This window comes from Paenibacillus sp. FSL R7-0273, assembly GCF_000758625.1.
Lineage (GTDB): Bacteria > Bacillota > Bacilli > Paenibacillales > Paenibacillaceae > Paenibacillus_AQ.
In genome coordinates, this window is sequence record NZ_CP009283.1 from 5,970,972 (window position 1) to 5,987,180 (window position 16,209).

General features: G+C 51.8%; 18 protein-coding genes. 8 read left to right on the forward strand and 10 right to left on the reverse strand.

The window, feature by feature from the left end:
- Positions 1–21: 21 nt before the first annotated feature.
- From R70723_RS25630 to R70723_RS25645, 4 genes are all read right to left on the reverse strand, one after another.
- Entirely contained in the window at positions 22–1,002 is a 981-nt protein-coding gene (locus R70723_RS25630) for an N-acetylglucosamine kinase (RefSeq protein WP_039876689.1), read from the reverse strand.
- 21 nt (positions 1,003–1,023) lie between these two features.
- Positions 1,024–2,013 (reverse strand): LacI family DNA-binding transcriptional regulator, encoded by a 990-nt coding sequence (locus R70723_RS25635; protein ID WP_039876690.1) that lies wholly within the window; start codon positions 2,011–2,013, stop codon positions 1,024–1,026.
- A 396-nt stretch (positions 2,014–2,409) separates the two neighbouring features.
- Entirely contained in the window at positions 2,410–3,387 is a 978-nt protein-coding gene (locus R70723_RS25640) for a LacI family DNA-binding transcriptional regulator (protein ID WP_039876691.1), read from the reverse strand.
- A gap of 242 nt (positions 3,388–3,629) precedes the next feature.
- A complete protein-coding gene (locus tag R70723_RS25645) occupies positions 3,630–4,394 on the reverse strand; it encodes a SagB/ThcOx family dehydrogenase (protein ID WP_039876692.1) in 765 nt (254 codons plus the stop codon).
- A gap of 231 nt (positions 4,395–4,625) precedes the next feature.
- Here R70723_RS25645 and R70723_RS25650 point away from each other — a divergent pair, with 231 nt between their 5' ends.
- Together R70723_RS25650 and R70723_RS25655 are read left to right on the forward strand one after the other, a co-directional pair.
- Complete coding sequence (locus R70723_RS25650; protein WP_039876693.1) at positions 4,626–4,886, forward strand: hypothetical protein; 261 nt, start codon at positions 4,626–4,628, stop codon at positions 4,884–4,886.
- Complete coding sequence (locus tag R70723_RS25655; protein ID WP_039876695.1) at positions 4,883–5,272, forward strand: pepsin/retropepsin-like aspartic protease family protein; 390 nt, start codon at positions 4,883–4,885, stop codon at positions 5,270–5,272. The genes R70723_RS25650 and R70723_RS25655 overlap by 4 nt, the downstream gene beginning before the upstream one ends.
- 198 nt (positions 5,273–5,470) lie before the next feature.
- Here R70723_RS25655 and R70723_RS25660 read toward each other — a convergent pair whose 3' ends face one another.
- Positions 5,471–5,695, reverse strand: coding sequence for a helix-turn-helix domain-containing protein (locus R70723_RS25660; RefSeq protein ID WP_039876697.1), 225 nt, complete (start codon positions 5,693–5,695; stop codon positions 5,471–5,473).
- A 304-nt stretch (positions 5,696–5,999) separates the two neighbouring features.
- Between R70723_RS25660 and R70723_RS25665 the strand changes: the two genes are divergently transcribed.
- Positions 6,000–6,482: a DUF2975 domain-containing protein gene (locus R70723_RS25665; RefSeq protein WP_039876698.1), complete on the forward strand. Its 483-nt coding sequence runs from the start codon at positions 6,000–6,002 to the stop codon at positions 6,480–6,482.
- Between the two features lie 9 nt (positions 6,483–6,491).
- A complete protein-coding gene (locus R70723_RS25670) occupies positions 6,492–6,710 on the forward strand; it encodes a helix-turn-helix domain-containing protein (protein WP_039876701.1) in 219 nt (72 codons plus the stop codon).
- Between the two features lie 106 nt (positions 6,711–6,816).
- On the opposite strand, the gene R70723_RS25675 is transcribed toward R70723_RS25670, so the two are convergent.
- A complete protein-coding gene (locus R70723_RS25675; RefSeq protein ID WP_039876703.1) occupies positions 6,817–6,999 on the reverse strand; it encodes a hypothetical protein in 183 nt (60 codons plus the stop codon).
- 390 nt (positions 7,000–7,389) lie between these two features.
- Here R70723_RS25675 and R70723_RS25680 point away from each other — a divergent pair, with 390 nt between their 5' ends.
- From R70723_RS25680 to nagA, 3 genes are read left to right on the forward strand one after another with little or no spacing between them, the layout of a single operon-like run.
- The gene (locus R70723_RS25680; RefSeq protein ID WP_039876704.1) at positions 7,390–8,268 is read left to right on the forward strand and encodes a MurR/RpiR family transcriptional regulator; all 879 of its coding nucleotides are present in this window, start codon (positions 7,390–7,392) and stop codon (positions 8,266–8,268) included.
- A complete protein-coding gene (gene nagB / locus R70723_RS25685) occupies positions 8,268–8,996 on the forward strand; it encodes a glucosamine-6-phosphate deaminase (protein WP_039876706.1) in 729 nt (242 codons plus the stop codon). The genes R70723_RS25680 and nagB overlap by 1 nt, the downstream gene beginning before the upstream one ends.
- On the forward strand, positions 8,984–10,183 hold the full coding sequence (nagA, locus tag R70723_RS25690; RefSeq protein ID WP_179088095.1) for an N-acetylglucosamine-6-phosphate deacetylase: 1,200 nt from the start codon (positions 8,984–8,986) through the stop codon (positions 10,181–10,183). The genes nagB and nagA overlap by 13 nt, the downstream gene beginning before the upstream one ends.
- Before the next feature lie 1,268 nt (positions 10,184–11,451).
- Here the strand turns inward: nagA and R70723_RS25700 are convergent.
- Positions 11,452–12,504: a YhcN/YlaJ family sporulation lipoprotein gene (locus R70723_RS25700; protein WP_039876712.1), complete on the reverse strand. Its 1,053-nt coding sequence runs from the start codon at positions 12,502–12,504 to the stop codon at positions 11,452–11,454.
- A gap of 182 nt (positions 12,505–12,686) precedes the next feature.
- On the opposite strand from R70723_RS25700, the gene R70723_RS25705 reads away from it, so the two are divergent.
- Positions 12,687–13,757, forward strand: a complete 1,071-nt coding sequence (locus R70723_RS25705) for a glycosyltransferase family 4 protein (protein ID WP_039876713.1) — start codon at positions 12,687–12,689, stop codon at positions 13,755–13,757.
- Between the two features lie 79 nt (positions 13,758–13,836).
- Here the strand turns inward: R70723_RS25705 and R70723_RS25710 are convergent, their stop codons facing one another.
- The 3 genes from R70723_RS25710 to R70723_RS25720 are packed head-to-tail and all read right to left on the reverse strand — an operon-like array spanning position 13,837 to position 16,205.
- Positions 13,837–14,883: a glycosyltransferase family 4 protein gene (locus R70723_RS25710; protein ID WP_039876715.1), complete on the reverse strand. Its 1,047-nt coding sequence runs from the start codon at positions 14,881–14,883 to the stop codon at positions 13,837–13,839.
- Positions 14,880–15,602, reverse strand: a complete 723-nt coding sequence (locus R70723_RS25715; RefSeq protein WP_039876719.1) for a glycosyltransferase family 2 protein — start codon at positions 15,600–15,602, stop codon at positions 14,880–14,882. The genes R70723_RS25710 and R70723_RS25715 overlap by 4 nt, the downstream gene beginning before the upstream one ends.
- Positions 15,603–15,629: 27 nt before the next feature.
- The gene (locus tag R70723_RS25720) at positions 15,630–16,205 is read right to left on the reverse strand and encodes a class I SAM-dependent methyltransferase (RefSeq protein WP_039876721.1); all 576 of its coding nucleotides are present in this window, start codon (positions 16,203–16,205) and stop codon (positions 15,630–15,632) included.
- Positions 16,206–16,209: the final 4 nt, after the last annotated feature.

Below are 16,209 nucleotides of genomic sequence, written 5' to 3' on the forward strand. Positions count from 1 at the left end.
CATTGGGGCGGTACAGCAGAATCAGCCCGTGGTACGGGGAAGCTCTGCCGCAGATAAACGCTCAAGAACCTCGCGGTTAACCTGCTGTCCGCTGCTTTCCATCGCCAGCACAACTGAGCCGACAACCGGTTCACGGGTTAGAATTTTCAGAGTGCCATTTGGAGCCGCCTGCTTCACTCTCTGCTCAATGGCAGACGAGATGATGCCGGAACGGTCACCTTTGGTCAACAGGCTGCCGGCAAGCACAATGTCAAAGGCATCCTGTTCCATCGATAATTGCCGGATGGTTGCGGCCGCCGCCAGCCCCAGCTCATCCCCCTGCTTCATCAGCAGTCCGGCTGCCACCCGGTCGCCTTCCTCAGCCGCCTGAAACAGCAGTTCTGCGATATGGGGAGGCAGCTCCCTGTAATGATCCAGATAATCCTCTCTCAGCTCCGCCACACTGGCATATCCGAGCAGACCGGTTAGACGCTCCGTAAGCACCGTCTTGCCCTCTCTTCCTTCATCCGCCCGCAGAACGCTGCGGAACACCTCTACGCTTAAGTCATAGCCGCCGCCAAAATCACCGAACCGGTAGCCGAACCCCCCGCACTGGTATGCAGTCCCTGCCGGATTCTTTCCGGCGCAGTTCACACCGGAGCCGCAGATCAATACGATCCCGTAGCTCTTCTCGGTTCCGGAGCGCAGCGCATTCCAGGTGTCGCAGGAAATTTCGGTCCGGGGAAGGCCAAGGCGGCTGATTATAGGCCGTAAAATCCGGAAGTCCGCTTCCCTGTCTGCTCCGGCGAGCCCAAACCAGGAGTACTCCAGCCGGTCTTTGTTTAGCCCTGCTGTCTTAAGCGCTTCGGATACGGCCTGCTGCAGGCTGTCTTCTGCCTGGCCCCGGTTCTTCTGGTGATTTCCGTTCCCTCCCCTGCCTGCGCCGATGACTGTGCCCTGTTCGTCGGCAATCATCGCATAGGTTTTGCTGCCCCCTGCATCCACTCCCAAGTAATACTTCACGGTTCATTTCACTCCTACTAGTCAGGTTAATCTTACAGATGCGGTCGATTCGCGTACGAGAAGCTGAGGAGCGAGCTTCGTGACTGCAGGCGGCATCACCTCCCCGTTAATAAGCTTCATCAGCAGATCAACGCCAATGCTGCCCATCTGCGCCTCAGGCTGTCTGACCGTCGTCAAGCGGGGATAGAATTCACCCACAAACTGCTGATCATCGAAGCCCACTACCGAGATATCATGCGGTACCCGGATCCCCTCCTCGCGCAGCGCCTGAACAAGCCCCAGGGCAATAAAGTCATCCCCGCAGAAGAAGGCTGTCGGCAGCTTATCCTCCCGTATCCATCTCTTGGCCACCTCATAGCCGCTGCTTACTGTAAATCCGCACGAATCAGTACCGAAAGGGATCAGCCCCGCTTCCTCCAGCGCCTGCTGATAACCGCGCTTACGCTCCGCTACGCTGAGGAACACCGAGGGCCCGCCGATATAGGCAATCTGGGTATGTCCAAGGCCGATCAGGTGCCGGGTGGCCTCATATCCCCCCTGATAGTTATCGACGACGACGCTGGGAACATCCTCATGCTGAAACTGGTTATCCAGCAGGACAAACGGTATGTTCTTTCTCTTCAGCTCCTCCACGTATTCCTTTTCCTCAAGCGGAGACAGCAGAATGATCCCGTCAACGCGGTCCTTCTGAAACAGGAAATTAACGCCCTCTTCCTCATCCCCGGCTATGGACAGGGCCAGAAAATAGCCTTGTTCCGCCAGCTTCCGGTTCACTACGCGGATTACCCGGTCGTAAAAGGAGTCGTTAAAATTGGTAATCGACATTCCGATTACTCCCGTCTTGCCGCGTACAAGGCTGCGCGCCGCCGAATTGGGCGAATAATTTAATTCCTCCATGGCATTAAGCACCTTCTGCCTGTTGCTTTCCCGTACAGAAGGAGAGTTGTTAAGCACTCTGGATACGGTCACTACAGAGAGCCCCGACTTTTTGGCTACATCATGAATATTCATCTAAGCTTCCATACCTCCGGCTTCAAAAGTTTAAACGTTTTAACTTTATGAGTGAAAAAAGGAGTCTACTAAATTCCCACACATTCAAACAAACTCTAAAATACCATACATATCATGTTAGTTTCATCATTTCTTGCAAGTTCTAAAACCTGACTTAAAGTTAAAAGGTTTATACTTTGAGATGATTTTACAACCATTCCCAACGTTCGTCAATCCATAAATTGCAAAAAAACCTTCCATCATCCTGACGGATAACAAAGGTTTGAAAGCGCAGCCTTTTACATAAGACAGCTTTTATTCAGCTTCTAAGCCCAAACAGCCTGAAGCTGCGATAAGATGGGCTGCCGTGCTTGACCTTGCATAACGTTGGAGATGTGATTACGGACCCGCCTCTCCCTACACCGTCCCCCGCTCAATAATCTCATAATCCAGCTTGCGGTATACGGGCTGCCGGTTACCTGTGCGGATCTGCTCATGGATGATGCGGAAGGCGGCGGCGCCCATGTCGTAGAGATGGTTATCGATGGTGGTAATGTCGAGCAGACGGCCGATCGGCTGGTTATCGAAGCCCAGGACCGCGACGTCCTCCGGAATCCGCAGCCCGTGCTTGCGCGCCTCAATTATCAATCCCGCAGCGACATGGTCACCTGTAAGAATCAGGACCTCAGGCCGCTCCTCCATCTCAAGCAGGGAGCGGGCCACCGCCGCCCCGTCCTCCACCTGCATACAGTCAAACACCATCCATTCCTGCCGGAAGGGCAGCCCGTGTTCAGCAAGAAAAGCATGATAGGCCGTCTGCCGGATTGTGGCGCTGCTTCCGTTCTGCCGGCCCTCGCAGTAGCCGATTTTGCGGTAGCCCTTGTCCTTCAGATACTCCAGTCCATGCCAAAAAGCCGCATAATGCTCAATATACACAGATGAAAAACGCCGCTCCCCGTTATCCTGGCAGGTGACCACAGGACCGTACTCCATATACTCCTCAATGACCTCCGGCGGCAGCGCCGTAGAAACAACGACCACGCCGTCAATCTCCTTGTTGCGCAGCATCTCCAACACCTTGAGCTCCTCATCCGGAGCATAATTGCTCTGACAGAGAATCAGCCGGTACTGCGCCAGCAGCGCCTCATGGGCCAGCCCGTCCATGACCACTGAGAAATAAAACAGATTAATATACGGCAAAATCACCGCAACCGTCCCCGTCCGCCCGGTACTCAAATGCACAGCATTCATGTTACGTGTATAGTTTAGCTGTTCTATTGTCTGGAGTACGGCGGCTCTCTTCGGTTCACTCACATAAGGATGATTATTCAGCACCCGCGACACAGTCGTGACGGAAACACCGGCGATGCGGGCAATTTCCTTAATATTGGCCATCAGCGCAGCTTCCTCCTGAGGTTAGGCATTTAATGGTTTTATTTTACCATACCTCCTTCTGAAATTTTTATTTGTAAAAAGCTTGCTATGGAACGCATTTCATACTCTACACTGAATGTGTAACAGCTTACCGGATTAAATCGGCGTGACCGAAAGGGCGTGACGGACCGGTTAAGCAGATATTCCCGCCGAAAGAGGCGGTTTTTTTATTAGCTGAGAGTGATGGTAGTTCCATTTGCATTCTACAATTCCCGCTTCTTCCCGACCGCGCCAAGATAGATTACGAACTCCTCTTCACCGTCTAATCCAAGAATCTCATCAATCATCTTTTGATCGTAGATTCCAATGGCGCAGGCACCGGCACCGATTGACTCACTGGACAGATACAGGTTCTGGCATACATGTCCAACATCGATGAGGATTTTTTTGTGGGCAGAGATATCATACTTCCATTCAGAGCGGTACGGTGTAGTACTCCACGCAAACATCACAGCGGCCTTCTTCGCAAAATTAGGGACAAACGGCTGATCCAGAGTAATCGCGTCAACCTTCTGCTCCATCTGTTCCAATTCACATATAAACAAGAGCTTGTGCTCTAAGGGAAGGTATCTGTAGATCCCCTGTTGAATCCCTTCCACCCGCATAATCAGTAAATAGGTTTCAAAAGTGTGCGTAGCGCCGCTGCAGGGTACAGTACGCAAGGTAAGCCCATTCCTGTTCATCCCCGTGATTCCCTGGGTAGCCCATAGTAAATAGGATAACTCCTCAAGGCTAAGTGTTTCAGCAGAATAGAATCTTGTACTTCTTCTCTGATCAATGCAATCGACAATATTATCCTTACAAACAACATTCCTGTTAACCTTCGGCAAATCAATGATTTGCGCTTCTGCTTCAAAAGGCTTAACAATAGGCGGCTGGGCTACTCCTTTGATCTTGTCTGTCTTGATATGCTTGAATTCATGAAAATTAGATTTTAAGAATTGCCTTTGCTGCTCGTATCTGGCCATAGCGGACCCTCCTGAATGTACAATCGTCACTTTAATTTATCATGTTATGGAAATAAGTTTGTGACGGGAATCACAAGCCCGCCAACAAAAAACCTCCCCTCATCCCGCAGGATAAAAGGAGGCTTAAACGACCATATCCTACCATATAATTACAATCACCGCATTCTCTTCCGTTATCCTTAAGCAACTATGCTATACTAAAAGTATGATAACCCAAGCGAGGTGAAGTCGATGAAATGGGAAGAAATTAAGGACTTGCACCCAGGTCGCTTTGTACTGGTAGAAGCAATCAAGGTAAACTCCAGTAACCGTGTGCGCCAAATAGAGGATATGGCGGTAATTCAGGACTACGACAATCCAGAAGAAGCGTGGAGCGGTTATAAAGAACTGCATAAGCTTCATCCGGCCCGTGAGCTGTATGTATTCCATACGAGTAGAAGCGATATTGAGGTTGTGGAGGAGTTCTTCTCAGGGGTGCGGCAACGGATATGAAGTTACAATTACAGTATGGTTTACCTATCGTTTCCTTGACTGTAGCCCATCATGACAAATCAATTGTTCTGAATAATGTTCTATTTGATACAGGCTGTGCGGCAACCGTGTTTGATTCCGATGTATTAGCTGAAACAGGCGTCCATATTGATTTTATTAATGGAAAAGCTAAGCGGATGTATGGTGTAGGAGGAACGAGTGAGATTTGCTATGAGCAGCAGATCCCCAGCTTTTACATTGAAAATATTGAATTGATTGATTTTCCAATTCAGCTTGGTTCAATTCAAGAGCCTTATGGCTTTGAGGGGATAATAGGTATTGATTTTATGATGAGAGCCAAGTGTAAGGTAAACTTCGAAACACTAATTATCGAATTTGCAACTTAAACCAAACGATGCCATCATTTATTGGATGCAATCGCTTGGTTTTCTTTTGTTTTAGAATTGATTTGTTGTCAACTTCTGCAAATGATTTCAAAACGTATTTCTATAAACTTCCCCGCGATTTCCGCATAACAAAAACCTCCCCTCATCCCGCAGGATAAAAGGAGGCTTAAACGTGTCACTGCAGCACAGCAAGGTCAGCTATATTTTCAGCTCCCCAAGCTTGATCAGCTCGACAACCGCTTGCGAACGGCCTTTGACGTTTAATTTTTGCATAACGTTTGAGATGTGGTTGCGGACTGTTTTTTCGCTAATGAATAGCAATCCGGCAATATCCCGTGTAGTTTTGTCTTGCACGAGGAGCTCGAATACTTCGCGCTCACGATGCGTTAGCAGAAATTTGCTGTGATGATCGTTCCCCTTCAATGGTGTCACCCCTCCTTGCCCTGGGTTTGTTTGGTATAACAAGGTAAAGGGATACAGTCAAAACATACTATGTATGCGTACCCCCAATGGTGCGGTTGCTGACCCAATTTGGGCGCAGGCGGCCTCCTGCTGACAGACAAGCTGAGAAACAATCCTGGAGGAGAATAGCATAGCGCTCGCTTTAGCCATTCCTTTTCCATAACACAACAACAACTAAATGTTATAATTCGTTATTTATTTATTGCAAAACAATAAACACTATGATAAATTAGATTCAAAATCACACATAAGCGAGGGGCTTGTTATGGAACGTGGATCAACATTTTTTTTGAAGGCGGCGCTTATTCTTATCAGTATTCCGGTGCTGGCCTTATGCATCTTCCTGGTGCCGGAGATTGCGGGGTTTGCAGCTGAATTGTATCCGGATCATGCTTATCTGAAGGTGCTGGTGCTGCTCGATTTATATGCATCGGCCCTGCCCTTCTACTTCGCCTTGTATCTGGCGTTCAAGCTGTTAAGCTACATTGACCGGAATAAGGCGTTCTCTGATCTGTCAGTGACGGCCTTGAAGCAGATCAAGTACTGCGCTCTGGCCTTCAGCGGCGTGTATGTGCTGGGTATGCCGCTCTTTTATCTGATGGCGGAGAAGGATGATGCCCCGGGGATTATTGTTATCGGGATGGTTCTGATTTTTGCCGGGATGGTAATTGCCGTATTTGCCGCAGTGCTCCAGAAGCTGCTGAAGGAAGCGATTGAAATAAAATCAGAGAACGACCTGACGGTCTGAGGTGACGACATGGCGATAATCATTAATATTGATGTGATGCTGGCTAAGCGGAAAATGAGTGTAACCGAGCTGTCGGAGCGGGTGGGCATTACGATGGCCAATCTCTCCATTCTCAAAAACGGCAAAGCCAAGGCAGTACGCCTGTCCACGCTGGAGGCGATTTGCAAGGCGCTTGACTGCCAGCCCGGTGACCTGCTCGAGTATAGAAGCGAAGAAGAAGGGTCCTAGCACCAAAAAAAATGAAAGACCGCAGCTCCGGAAGCTCTCCCGGGATTGCGGTCTTTTAGATTATATGCAAGGTTTGAGTAGTCCTATCTATCTGCTGCAGCCTGTATTAATGGTAGATAACCGTCTTAATCCGGGCCTGTTCCTCATAAGTCAGCGGGCTGGTTGATTGCGGTGTGTGCAGATGGCGCTGCACCGTGTATTCCATTTTCTGATAATCATCTTCTCCGGCTACCTCCGGCTGCCAATATCCGATGACCCGGTTCTTAAGCTCTTTAAGTACTTCCAGCATTCCCTTCATCCTCCTTGAGCGATGAAATCAATTATCCAGCACTTTTTGGTTACGCTTTCATTATAACATATCATGTGAATATGTCCACTGGTAAAAGACACTTTTTTTACGATAAATATTTGATTATAAAGACATTTATTAATCAATTGTATCTAATGCAAGGATTAATGTCTCCTGTATACGGACAGTTAAATTTATAAGTAATCCCCTTGCCCTGAAGGTGAAAAAGCATGCTGCCACGTCCATGAGAGCTTCCCCAAATCCGGCTCAAAAAACCGGCTTGCATCCCGCAGAAATTTGTTTTATATTAGTTGTGAAAATAATTTTCTTAAACATATGTATTTTAGTTAAAATAATTTCAAATTACGTTAAAGAAAAGAAGGTGGAGCAATGTCTCCTATCCTGCATGCCCTGGAGCATGATCAGGCCAGCCTCTCCCAGATGGAACGCAAACTGGCAGAGCGAATTCTTGCCTCCCCCGGGGAAATTATTCATATGGGTATCACGGAGCTGGCTGAGCAGTGCGGGGTTAGTCCGGCTACGGTTACGCGTTTTTGCAAGGTACTGCATTTCAAGGGCTTTCCCGATTTCAAGGTTAAGCTGGCAGCGGAAATCGCCCACAGTGATGCCGGGCCGCAGGACGGCGGCTCCTCTTATCAGGATATTGTCGCGGGGAACCCCCTTTCTCTCATCGTTGAAGCAATGCAGGCCAATCATCTGGCCTCGATCCGTGATACGACTTCCCTGCTGGATCTGGAGCGGCTACAGAGCGTCATTTCCCTGCTATGCAGCGCCCGCCGGGTTGATCTGTACGGAATGGCTACCTCGTCAATTGTGGCACAGGATTTCTATCAGAAGCTGGTGCGTATTGGTGTAAACTGTACAGCTTTTGCCGATTCACATATGCAGATTACATCGGCTTCCTCACTTGCTAAGGGTGATGTGGCTTTTGCCGTCTCCTATTCGGGTGAGACGCCGGAGACGATAGACGCACTAAGCTGTGCAAGAAACAGCGGCGCTTCCACCATATCGCTTACGTCCTACGGCAGCAGCACGCTGGCTACACTGGCTGACATCCCTTTGTTCTCCTCCTCGCTGGAGCAGGGCATGCGCCGGGGTGATATGGCTTCACGGATCGCGCAGCTGCATATCATTGATATTCTGTTCACCGGCATGGTCAGCACCCGGTTCGGGGATTTTATCCCCAAGCTGGAGCAGTCTTATCTGAACGTCCAACATTACCGTCATAAACGGGGAGGTCAATCCTAATGAACATACTTACATTCAAGAGCCAGGAAGATTTTGCGGAAACCGGTGCCAACCTGATCGTCAGCCTGCTGCAAAGCAACCCCAGAGCCGTGCTCGGACTTGCTACCGGCAGCTCTCCGGTTCCTGTCTACGCCAGACTGGTCGAGATGCACCGCAAGGGACTGGTCAGCTTTGCCAAAGCCTCCTCTTATAATCTGGATGAATATGTCGGCTTACCGGAGGACCATCCCCAGAGCTACCGCAGCTTCATGAACGAGCATCTGTTCAATCATGTCGATATCGGCCTTGCCCGTACTCATGTGCCTAACGGCAATGCGCCGGATCTTGCTGCAGAATGCCTTGCCTATGACCGGATGCTGGAGGATAACGGTCCGGTTGACCTGCAGATCCTCGGGATCGGCAGCAACGGCCATATCGGCTTCAATGAGCCGGATGCCAGCCTGAGCAGCGGTACGCATGTGGTAGATTTGCTGGAGGAAACCCGTGAGGCCAATGCCCGCTTCTTCGATAAGCTGGAGGATGTGCCCCGCCAGGCGGTAACCATGGGCATCGGCGGTATTCTCAAAGCCCGGCAGATCGTTCTGCTGGTGCGCGGTGAGGAGAAGGCCGAAGCGGTCCGCAACGCACTGGAAGGTCCAATCACGACCCAGTGCCCGGCCTCGCTCCTGCAGAGTCACCCAAATGTAGTCGTGCTGCTGGACGAAGGAGCTGCCAAATGGCTGAAATAAAGAACGGAGCGGAAGTAACCGGACAGCTGCTCTACGGCAAGGTGCTGACGCCGTCCGGACTAATCGGAGAAGGCGTAATCGCCGTCTCCTCTGAGGCTATCCATTACGCAGGCGAAGCTGCCTGGCTGCCGGCTGCTTACAGCAGCTGGCCGGCAAGCGTGCCTGAGCACGGCGGTCTGCTGATTCCGGGATTCGTCGATGTGCATGTGCATGGCGGCGCCGGCCATGACTTCATGTATAGCAACAGCGGCGCGCTGGATGCCATCACCCGCTTCCATGCCGCTCAGGGAACCACAACGATGCTGGCCACGACAATGACCGCTGCCAAGGCGGACATTGACCGGGTGCTGGCTGAGGTGGACAGCTACCGCGCAGCCGGGATGCCCTACGCCCAATTGGCCGGAGTCCATCTGGAAGGGCCGTTCATCAGCCGGAAATGGCCGGGTGCGCAGAATCCGGAGCATATTGTTCCGGCTAATATTGACTGGCTGGAAGCATGGGAGTCGCAGTATCCCGGGCTGATCCGCCAGGTCACGCTCGCACCGGAGCGCGAAGGTGCGCTGGAAGCGATTCTCTGGCTCCGCAGGCACGGGATTACAGCTGCCCTGGGGCATACGAATGCGACCTTTGAGGAAGTCATAGCCGCGGCAGATGCCGGCCTGAACCAGGCGGTCCATATGTACAACGCCATGACGCCGCTGCATCACCGCAAGCCCGGCACGGCCGGCGCTGTAATGTTCGATGAGCGGATCCGCGCAGAAATCATCGCCGACGGCATCCACGTCCATCCCGCGGCGATCCAAATCATTGCCCGGCTCAAAAGCAAAGACAATCTGCTGCTGATTACCGACGCGATGTCCGCAACCGGACTCGAGGACGGAGAATACACCATAGGCGATCTGCCCGTAATGGTAACCGGCGGGGTAGCTACCTTGAAGGAGCATCCCGAATCACTGGCCGGCAGCACTCTGACCATGATCCGCGGCTTCCGCTATCTGGTCCAGGAGGCCGGCCTAACTCTGGAGGAGGCTTCCCGGGCAGCAAGCCTTACCCCAGCAGTCTCGCTGGGTATGCAGCGGACCATCGGCTCACTTGAAGCCGGCAAACGCGGCGATATCCTGCTGCTGAATGACCAGCTTGAGCTGCAGCGTGTCTGGATTAGCGGGCGGGAGATAACAGCCGGGTGAAGGTTGGGTAGTTTGGATAGTTTGGATAGTTTGGATAGTTTGGATAGTTTGGATAGTTTGGATAGTTTGGCGAGTTTGGTGAGCCCAGTGAATTCGGTGCGTTAGTGAGTTTGGGTAGCATTGGGTAAGCTCGGTTGACCGTTTGGTATATTACAAAGCGGCCGGATAAGCGATGCTCGCGCTACTCTGGATTAAAAGCTAAGCATAAGCAGCGGCTCCCGGTTCTTTCCGGGGACCGCTGTTCTGCTTTCAAGCGGCTATTATAGCCGGCTTCTCTAAAACCCGCTTCCTTCTCAGGAGCAAATAGCAGCTTAATCAGCTCCGTCTGGCTGATGCAGCAGCACACCCATCATCTCAAATCTCTTCACACAACATCGCATCGTAGCACGTCACATCACATAACTTCGCATCACATTGGACCACAGCACATTGCATCGCATCGCACCACACCACACCGCACCGCACCACATCACACCGCATCACATCACATCACATCACATCACATCGCACCACATCACACCGCATCACACCGCACCACAGCACACCGCACCACATCACACCGCATCACATCACATCACATCACATCACATCACACCGCACCACATCACACCGCATCACACCGCACCACATCACACCGCATCACACCGCACCACATCACACCGCATCACACCGCACCACAACGCGTCGCTCCGTATCACTTCACATCGCAGTACAAGTAACTTTAACTGCATTTTGTACAACAAAAATGCCCTTTTTTCTCCTTGGTTCCCATATAGCTGTATTCTGTACACTTAAAATAAGGAAAAAATCCCATTTCGGGCGATTTCCGCTGATTTAGTTGCACAGAATACACTTATACTGCATAAATACTGGAATTTAACCTATTTAATTGTACAAAGTGCAGCTATCTGGAATGTGGCATCAGCATAGGGCATCAGGACAGCGCCTGTTAACCGGAAATCTGCAGGAAATACAGCAGATTTTATTATGGCGGATTGAACCGTCTTCTATTGTATAGAATACAACAGGACAGTTTCCCATCCGTCGTTCCCGGCAAAAATGAACAAAAATAAAGCCGGACAGCGCAGCAGACCTAGTTACAGTCCGCCGACCAGCCGGCATTACTTTACTCATGAAGTTATTCGCCAGCATAGTTACGTTCCGATTTTGCAGCTGCATTATGCTCCTACAGTTACGTTCCGGCTTAGCATGTACCTAGCCAGTCCTGCACATTATGCTACTGCAATTATTGTCCGCTATTCCAGCTCTTAATACCCGCTGCGCGTCGGGAAAATCCGCTCCACCATAGTCCCGAATTCCCTCGCAAAGCCTTTCAGCGGATGGCCTGCACGTGCCTCCTCGGCATAGTAGTTGGCGCGTTCCACGAAGTCCGGATTTGCCGACACGTAGACATTTTTGACCGACGGATTATGCTTTTTGACCACATCGGCGATTCTGTTCTTTACATAATTGGTCACATCCTCATTGCTGCTCATCCGGTAGTTGTTGTCCGGAGCCACACTGCGGATGCCGATTCCGTTGCCCATGCTGTCGTCAATGTCACGCTTCATCTGTGTTCCATCTACATAATTGCTGCCGGACAGCATGCCGTTTCCGCCGGTCATGCCCGTTCCTGCCGTTGTGCCTGTTCCCGTCAGGTCCGCAGGAACTCCGGCCATGGAGCCGCCCATACCCGTAAACCCTGGTGTTCCGGCTGTACTGTTCCGTCCAGTCAGCGCGCCGCCATTATCCATATCACCCGCTCTGCCTGTCATGCCATCCATACCGCTTGCTCTGCCTGTCGTATCTCCGCCATACATTCTGCCTGTGATGCCGTCCAGACCGCCTGCTCCGCCTGTCGTATTTCCGCCGTACATACTGCCCGCTCCGCCTGTCATGCCGTTCATTCCGCCTGCTCTCCCCGTCATATTCCCCCCGTTGCGCGGCAGAATGCTAGTGAGATTGCCGACGTCATAGCTGTAGGAACGATAATGATGAGTGCTGAGATTACGCGGCTTCCCGTTGGTTTCATCCAGCTTGACGGCGACATAGGCGCTTTTTCCGGCCAGCATGACGTTGGCGGAGCTGACCTCAGGCATGTCAGTGACTTTCTTGGCCAGCTCCTGGCTGACCTCCATTGTGTCATAGGTATTGCCCCTTACCGCATTCGTCTGAATCCGGCTGCCGTTATTCCCGTTAACACTGTTCGTGTGCACGCTGTTATTGTCTGCCGATTGATTTGTGCCGCAGCCGGTAAGGCTGACCATACCAAGCAGCAATGCTGCCCGGACTACTGATGTGCTGACCTTTGATCGCAACATGTACTCATCCTCCGTCTCTTGAATGTGATGATTGCAGTAACACGGCTTAGCATAGCCTGCTGCAGACAGCACTATTCTGAAAGGATTTGGCACTCACTGGCCTCAGGCAGTCACATGCCGGGGAAGCTTCGCGTATCCTATAGACAGTAGGGCTCCGCAAGGTGAACTCAGGAGGGTTGAGCATGAAGGTTTTATTTACGTTTTATGTACCCAGCGGCGGAGTAGAGACTCTGAACAGGCTAAGGTGTGACAGTCTGCAGCGTGAAGGGATCCAGTGCCATGTTTTATATCTCATGCAGGGTTCCTCACAGCAGAACCAGAACAATTTCCCGGTATACATCGCTTTAAAAGATGAAGAAATCCGTGCACTGCTCGAAGCTGAGCGTTACGATGCTATTATTGTAACCTCTGACTATCTGCTGATGGAGCGCCTGCGAAGGCTGGGTTACGCCGGTATCCTGATCTACGAATCCCAAGGGCTTGGCAAGCGTGAGGATGCAAAGGATATGATTATAGAGGCTGTGCCTTACCTGCGTTCCTACTGCAACGCCGTGCTGATTCCGCCCACCGATCATCTGCTGGAACTGTTTATAACCATTTGTCCCTGGCTGCACCGGTACATTATTCCCAACATTGTAGACATACAGTCTTTTCACTTCATTCCCGGCGAAAAACCGCATGACCCTGTCATTGCCTGGGTAGGGCGGCTGGAGAGCAACAAGAACTGGCGCGAATATCTGCAGATTGCCAAAGAGATCCGCACATACAAGCCTGATCTGCATCTCTGGATGTTTCATGATCCGGGGCTTGCGACCGAAGAGCAGACACAGCTTTTTAATGAAGAGCTGCACCGGCTCGGCCTGAACGACCGGCTGGTTGTTTTCAGCAATATCCCGAACCATGTTATGCCTGTGTACTTCTCTTCCATTGCCGCCTCCGGGGGATTCCTGCTGTCTACATCAATAACGGAAGGATTCGGGTATGCCGTAGCCGAAGCGATCTGCTGCACCTGTCCCGTCCTTAGCACCGACTCTGACGGTGTCCGCTCCTTTATCGTCCATAACCAATCCGGCAAGTTCTATCCGCTGGGCAATATCGGAGCTGCTGTACAGGAAGGCCTGGAGCTGATGAACAATCTGGAGCTGAGGGACAGCATCCGCATTCAAGGCAGAAACCACATGGTCGCCCGCTTCGGCTCGGAGCGCTATGCCCAGTCTTTCCGTGAAATGCTGAATTCCTTCTCCATCTTCTAGCCGCTGTCTTCAGCCAAAAAAACCTTCAGTCCTGCCGGTGACCGCCACCGGGGCTGAAGGTTCTTTTGGCGGGCGGTTGTTAGGCTCCGCCCTGCTTGGATACAATTTCAAACAGCTCCGCCTGAAAAAGCTGCGTGCTTTTCTCCCAGGTGAACCGCCAGGAATCGCTCTCCCCCTTGCGGGCAAGCCGCTCACGCAGCTCCTTATCCCGGATCAGGGTAACGATATCCTGTGCCAGCCTGTTCTCGAACCGGTAGGACATCAGGCAGTTTTGCCCGTGCATGCCATATTCCAGATTGCCGCCCGAATAGACGGTAGCCAGTGCCGCCCCGCAGCGCATCGCTTCAAGTCCGGGAAGAGAGCCCGTATCAAAGGTGCTTGAGCTGACAAAAATGTCGCTCTCATTATAATGGTAGCACAGCTCAATATCATTGGACGGCGTACGCGTATGGAAACGGCTATCCGCCATAATGGCCTTCAGGGCAGCCGAATCGGCATATTCACCCGGCGGGGTAATCAGATAAATCTGGACCTCGGGATGATGCTCTTTTACCGTGGCGAGCTCCTGCAGCAGGTATTCCTGCTCCCGGTGACCGGAGAACCCCCCTTCCGGCTTGCGCAGAATCGCGGACACTACCAGACTTCTTCCCGGCACCTCACGCATATGCATATTGTGAAAATCCCCGTTCACGCCAACCGGAACAATCCTTCCCTTGATGCCATGGTTGATCCTCACAATCTCCTGCTGCCAGCGCGACAGCACCATCAGATTACGGGTAACGCTGTAGGAGGCAAAGGACTGATTGTTGTCGGGCAAAAAGGTCGGCTCATAGCAAAGGGCCAGCCTGACATGGATGCCCTTCCCCTGCTCACTCGCCCGCTGGGCTGCCTGTACAGTTGTATAGTAATTAGAAACAATGACATCCCCATAAGGAAAATCATGCTCCGTCAGAGTAGCTTCAGGCACATGGACCACCTTACAGCCCATTTCGTATTCTACGGTGCCTCCGGCAGGCATCAGAACAACCACATCGTGACCGATATGGCTGAGGCGGTTGGCCAGTTCGGCCAGCATCCGCTGTGCACCTCCCCTGGACAGGGTCAGAACCGGAAATATGAGCCTCATGACCCTCCCTCCTTTCGCAGCAGCTGGGCTAAAATTCCGTTATGCTTGGCCTGTACCATCTGAATCTCCCGGGTCTGCGCTTCGTTGTGAATGACCGAGCCCATCCCCTGATGCACACGGTAATCCAGCAGCGGCTCCTCCACATAGGACCAGCCGAAATGAGGCAGAATCCGCAGCCACAGCTCGTAATCCTGGGTATATAGAAAGCTCTCGTCAAAAACACCGACCGTGCGGAAAATCCCCATATCAAGCAGAACCGTACTGCCGTTGACCGGGCAGCCTGTCATCATCGTGGCAATCAGCTCGCGTCTGCCGGCAAACGGAACACTAATCACCTCAGATGCCCGTTCTCCCCGTTCATTGATGTAATAGTAGGCGGAATGGTTAAAAAGAGTGCCCGTACGGTGCAGCTCCTGCATCTGCCGCTCGATTTTGTGCGGGTAGAAGCGGTCATCCGCGCTGAGCCAGGCAAAATAATTGCCGCTGGCCGCCTTGATGCCCATGTTGAGCGCTGAGCCGGTACCGCCGTTCTGCTTGCGTATATACAGGATTTTATCCTTGTACGGGGTTAGCTTCTCGGTATACAGGGTTGAGCCGTCGTCAACCACAATAAGCTCGATATTGGGATAGCTCTGGGCCAGCACGCTTTCCACCGCCTGGTCCACGTACGGGCAATTATAGAATGGAATGACTACTGAAACCTTGAGGCTCTGATTCATGGGCTCACCTCCTTTCCGAAGTATGGGTTAGACCGTTTTACAGGCGAGCAGGGCATCGAGTGGAGCGTGGTCCGCACCGAATGCTTCGCGGAAGGCCGGATTCTCGGCATGGTGAAAGCCCTTCAGAACCGTTACCGAATAACCGAGCTTCAGGAAATCCTCCGGCTCCCAGCCGCTCCAGTGTCTCTGGAAATACTCCCCCTGCAGGTGAAAATGGTCCGTCCCCTCCTGCGGAAAAAATCCGCGCGGCGTAAATACCACTACGCGGCTGGATGCGATCAGCTCTGCTTTTCTCAGCAGCTCCTTGCCCTCATCCATTGAAAAATGCTCCAGTGAATCAATCAGCGTAACAGCCGAGAACGTGCCCGGCAGAAACAGCTTATCGATATGGCTGGCATTGGCATGAATCGGGATGATGTTGGGTGAAGTATATTTACGGTGCAGCAGGTAGGGTCTGTGTATATCCAGCCCCATCACAACAGCAGCCTCGTAACGTTCCAGCAGCGCACCGGTCCCGCAGCCGACATCCAGAATACTGTCGGAAAATTTCAGCTGCTCCAGCAGGACCGGCAGAAAGTCACTCACTTGAATTTCCCGGTACATAGGC

Coding starts and splice junctions, on each gene's coding strand:
- R70723_RS25640 (WP_039876691.1), bottom strand. CDS start 3,387: ATGGCCAATATTAAGGAAATTGCCCGCATCGCCGGTGTTTCCGTCACG.
- R70723_RS25645 (WP_039876692.1), bottom strand. CDS start 4,394: ATGGCCAGATACGAGCAGCAAAGGCAATTCTTAAAATCTAATTTTCAT.
- R70723_RS25650 (WP_039876693.1), top strand. CDS start 4,626: ATGAAATGGGAAGAAATTAAGGACTTGCACCCAGGTCGCTTTGTACTG.
- nagB (WP_039876706.1), top strand. CDS start 8,268: ATGAACATACTTACATTCAAGAGCCAGGAAGATTTTGCGGAAACCGGT.
- R70723_RS25705 (WP_039876713.1), top strand. CDS start 12,687: ATGAAGGTTTTATTTACGTTTTATGTACCCAGCGGCGGAGTAGAGACT.
- R70723_RS25635 (WP_039876690.1), bottom strand. CDS start 2,013: ATGAATATTCATGATGTAGCCAAAAAGTCGGGGCTCTCTGTAGTGACC.
- nagA (WP_179088095.1), top strand. CDS start 8,984: ATGGCTGAAATAAAGAACGGAGCGGAAGTAACCGGACAGCTGCTCTAC.
- R70723_RS25675 (WP_039876703.1), bottom strand. CDS start 6,999: ATGCTGGAAGTACTTAAAGAGCTTAAGAACCGGGTCATCGGATATTGG.
- R70723_RS25700 (WP_039876712.1), bottom strand. CDS start 12,504: ATGTTGCGATCAAAGGTCAGCACATCAGTAGTCCGGGCAGCATTGCTG.
- R70723_RS25680 (WP_039876704.1), top strand. CDS start 7,390: ATGTCTCCTATCCTGCATGCCCTGGAGCATGATCAGGCCAGCCTCTCC.
- R70723_RS25665 (WP_039876698.1), top strand. CDS start 6,000: ATGGAACGTGGATCAACATTTTTTTTGAAGGCGGCGCTTATTCTTATC.
- R70723_RS25670 (WP_039876701.1), top strand. CDS start 6,492: ATGGCGATAATCATTAATATTGATGTGATGCTGGCTAAGCGGAAAATG.
- R70723_RS25710 (WP_039876715.1), bottom strand. CDS start 14,883: ATGAGGCTCATATTTCCGGTTCTGACCCTGTCCAGGGGAGGTGCACAG.
- R70723_RS25655 (WP_039876695.1), top strand. CDS start 4,883: ATGAAGTTACAATTACAGTATGGTTTACCTATCGTTTCCTTGACTGTA.
- R70723_RS25720 (WP_039876721.1), bottom strand. CDS start 16,205: ATGTACCGGGAAATTCAAGTGAGTGACTTTCTGCCGGTCCTGCTGGAG.
- R70723_RS25715 (WP_039876719.1), bottom strand. CDS start 15,602: ATGAATCAGAGCCTCAAGGTTTCAGTAGTCATTCCATTCTATAATTGC.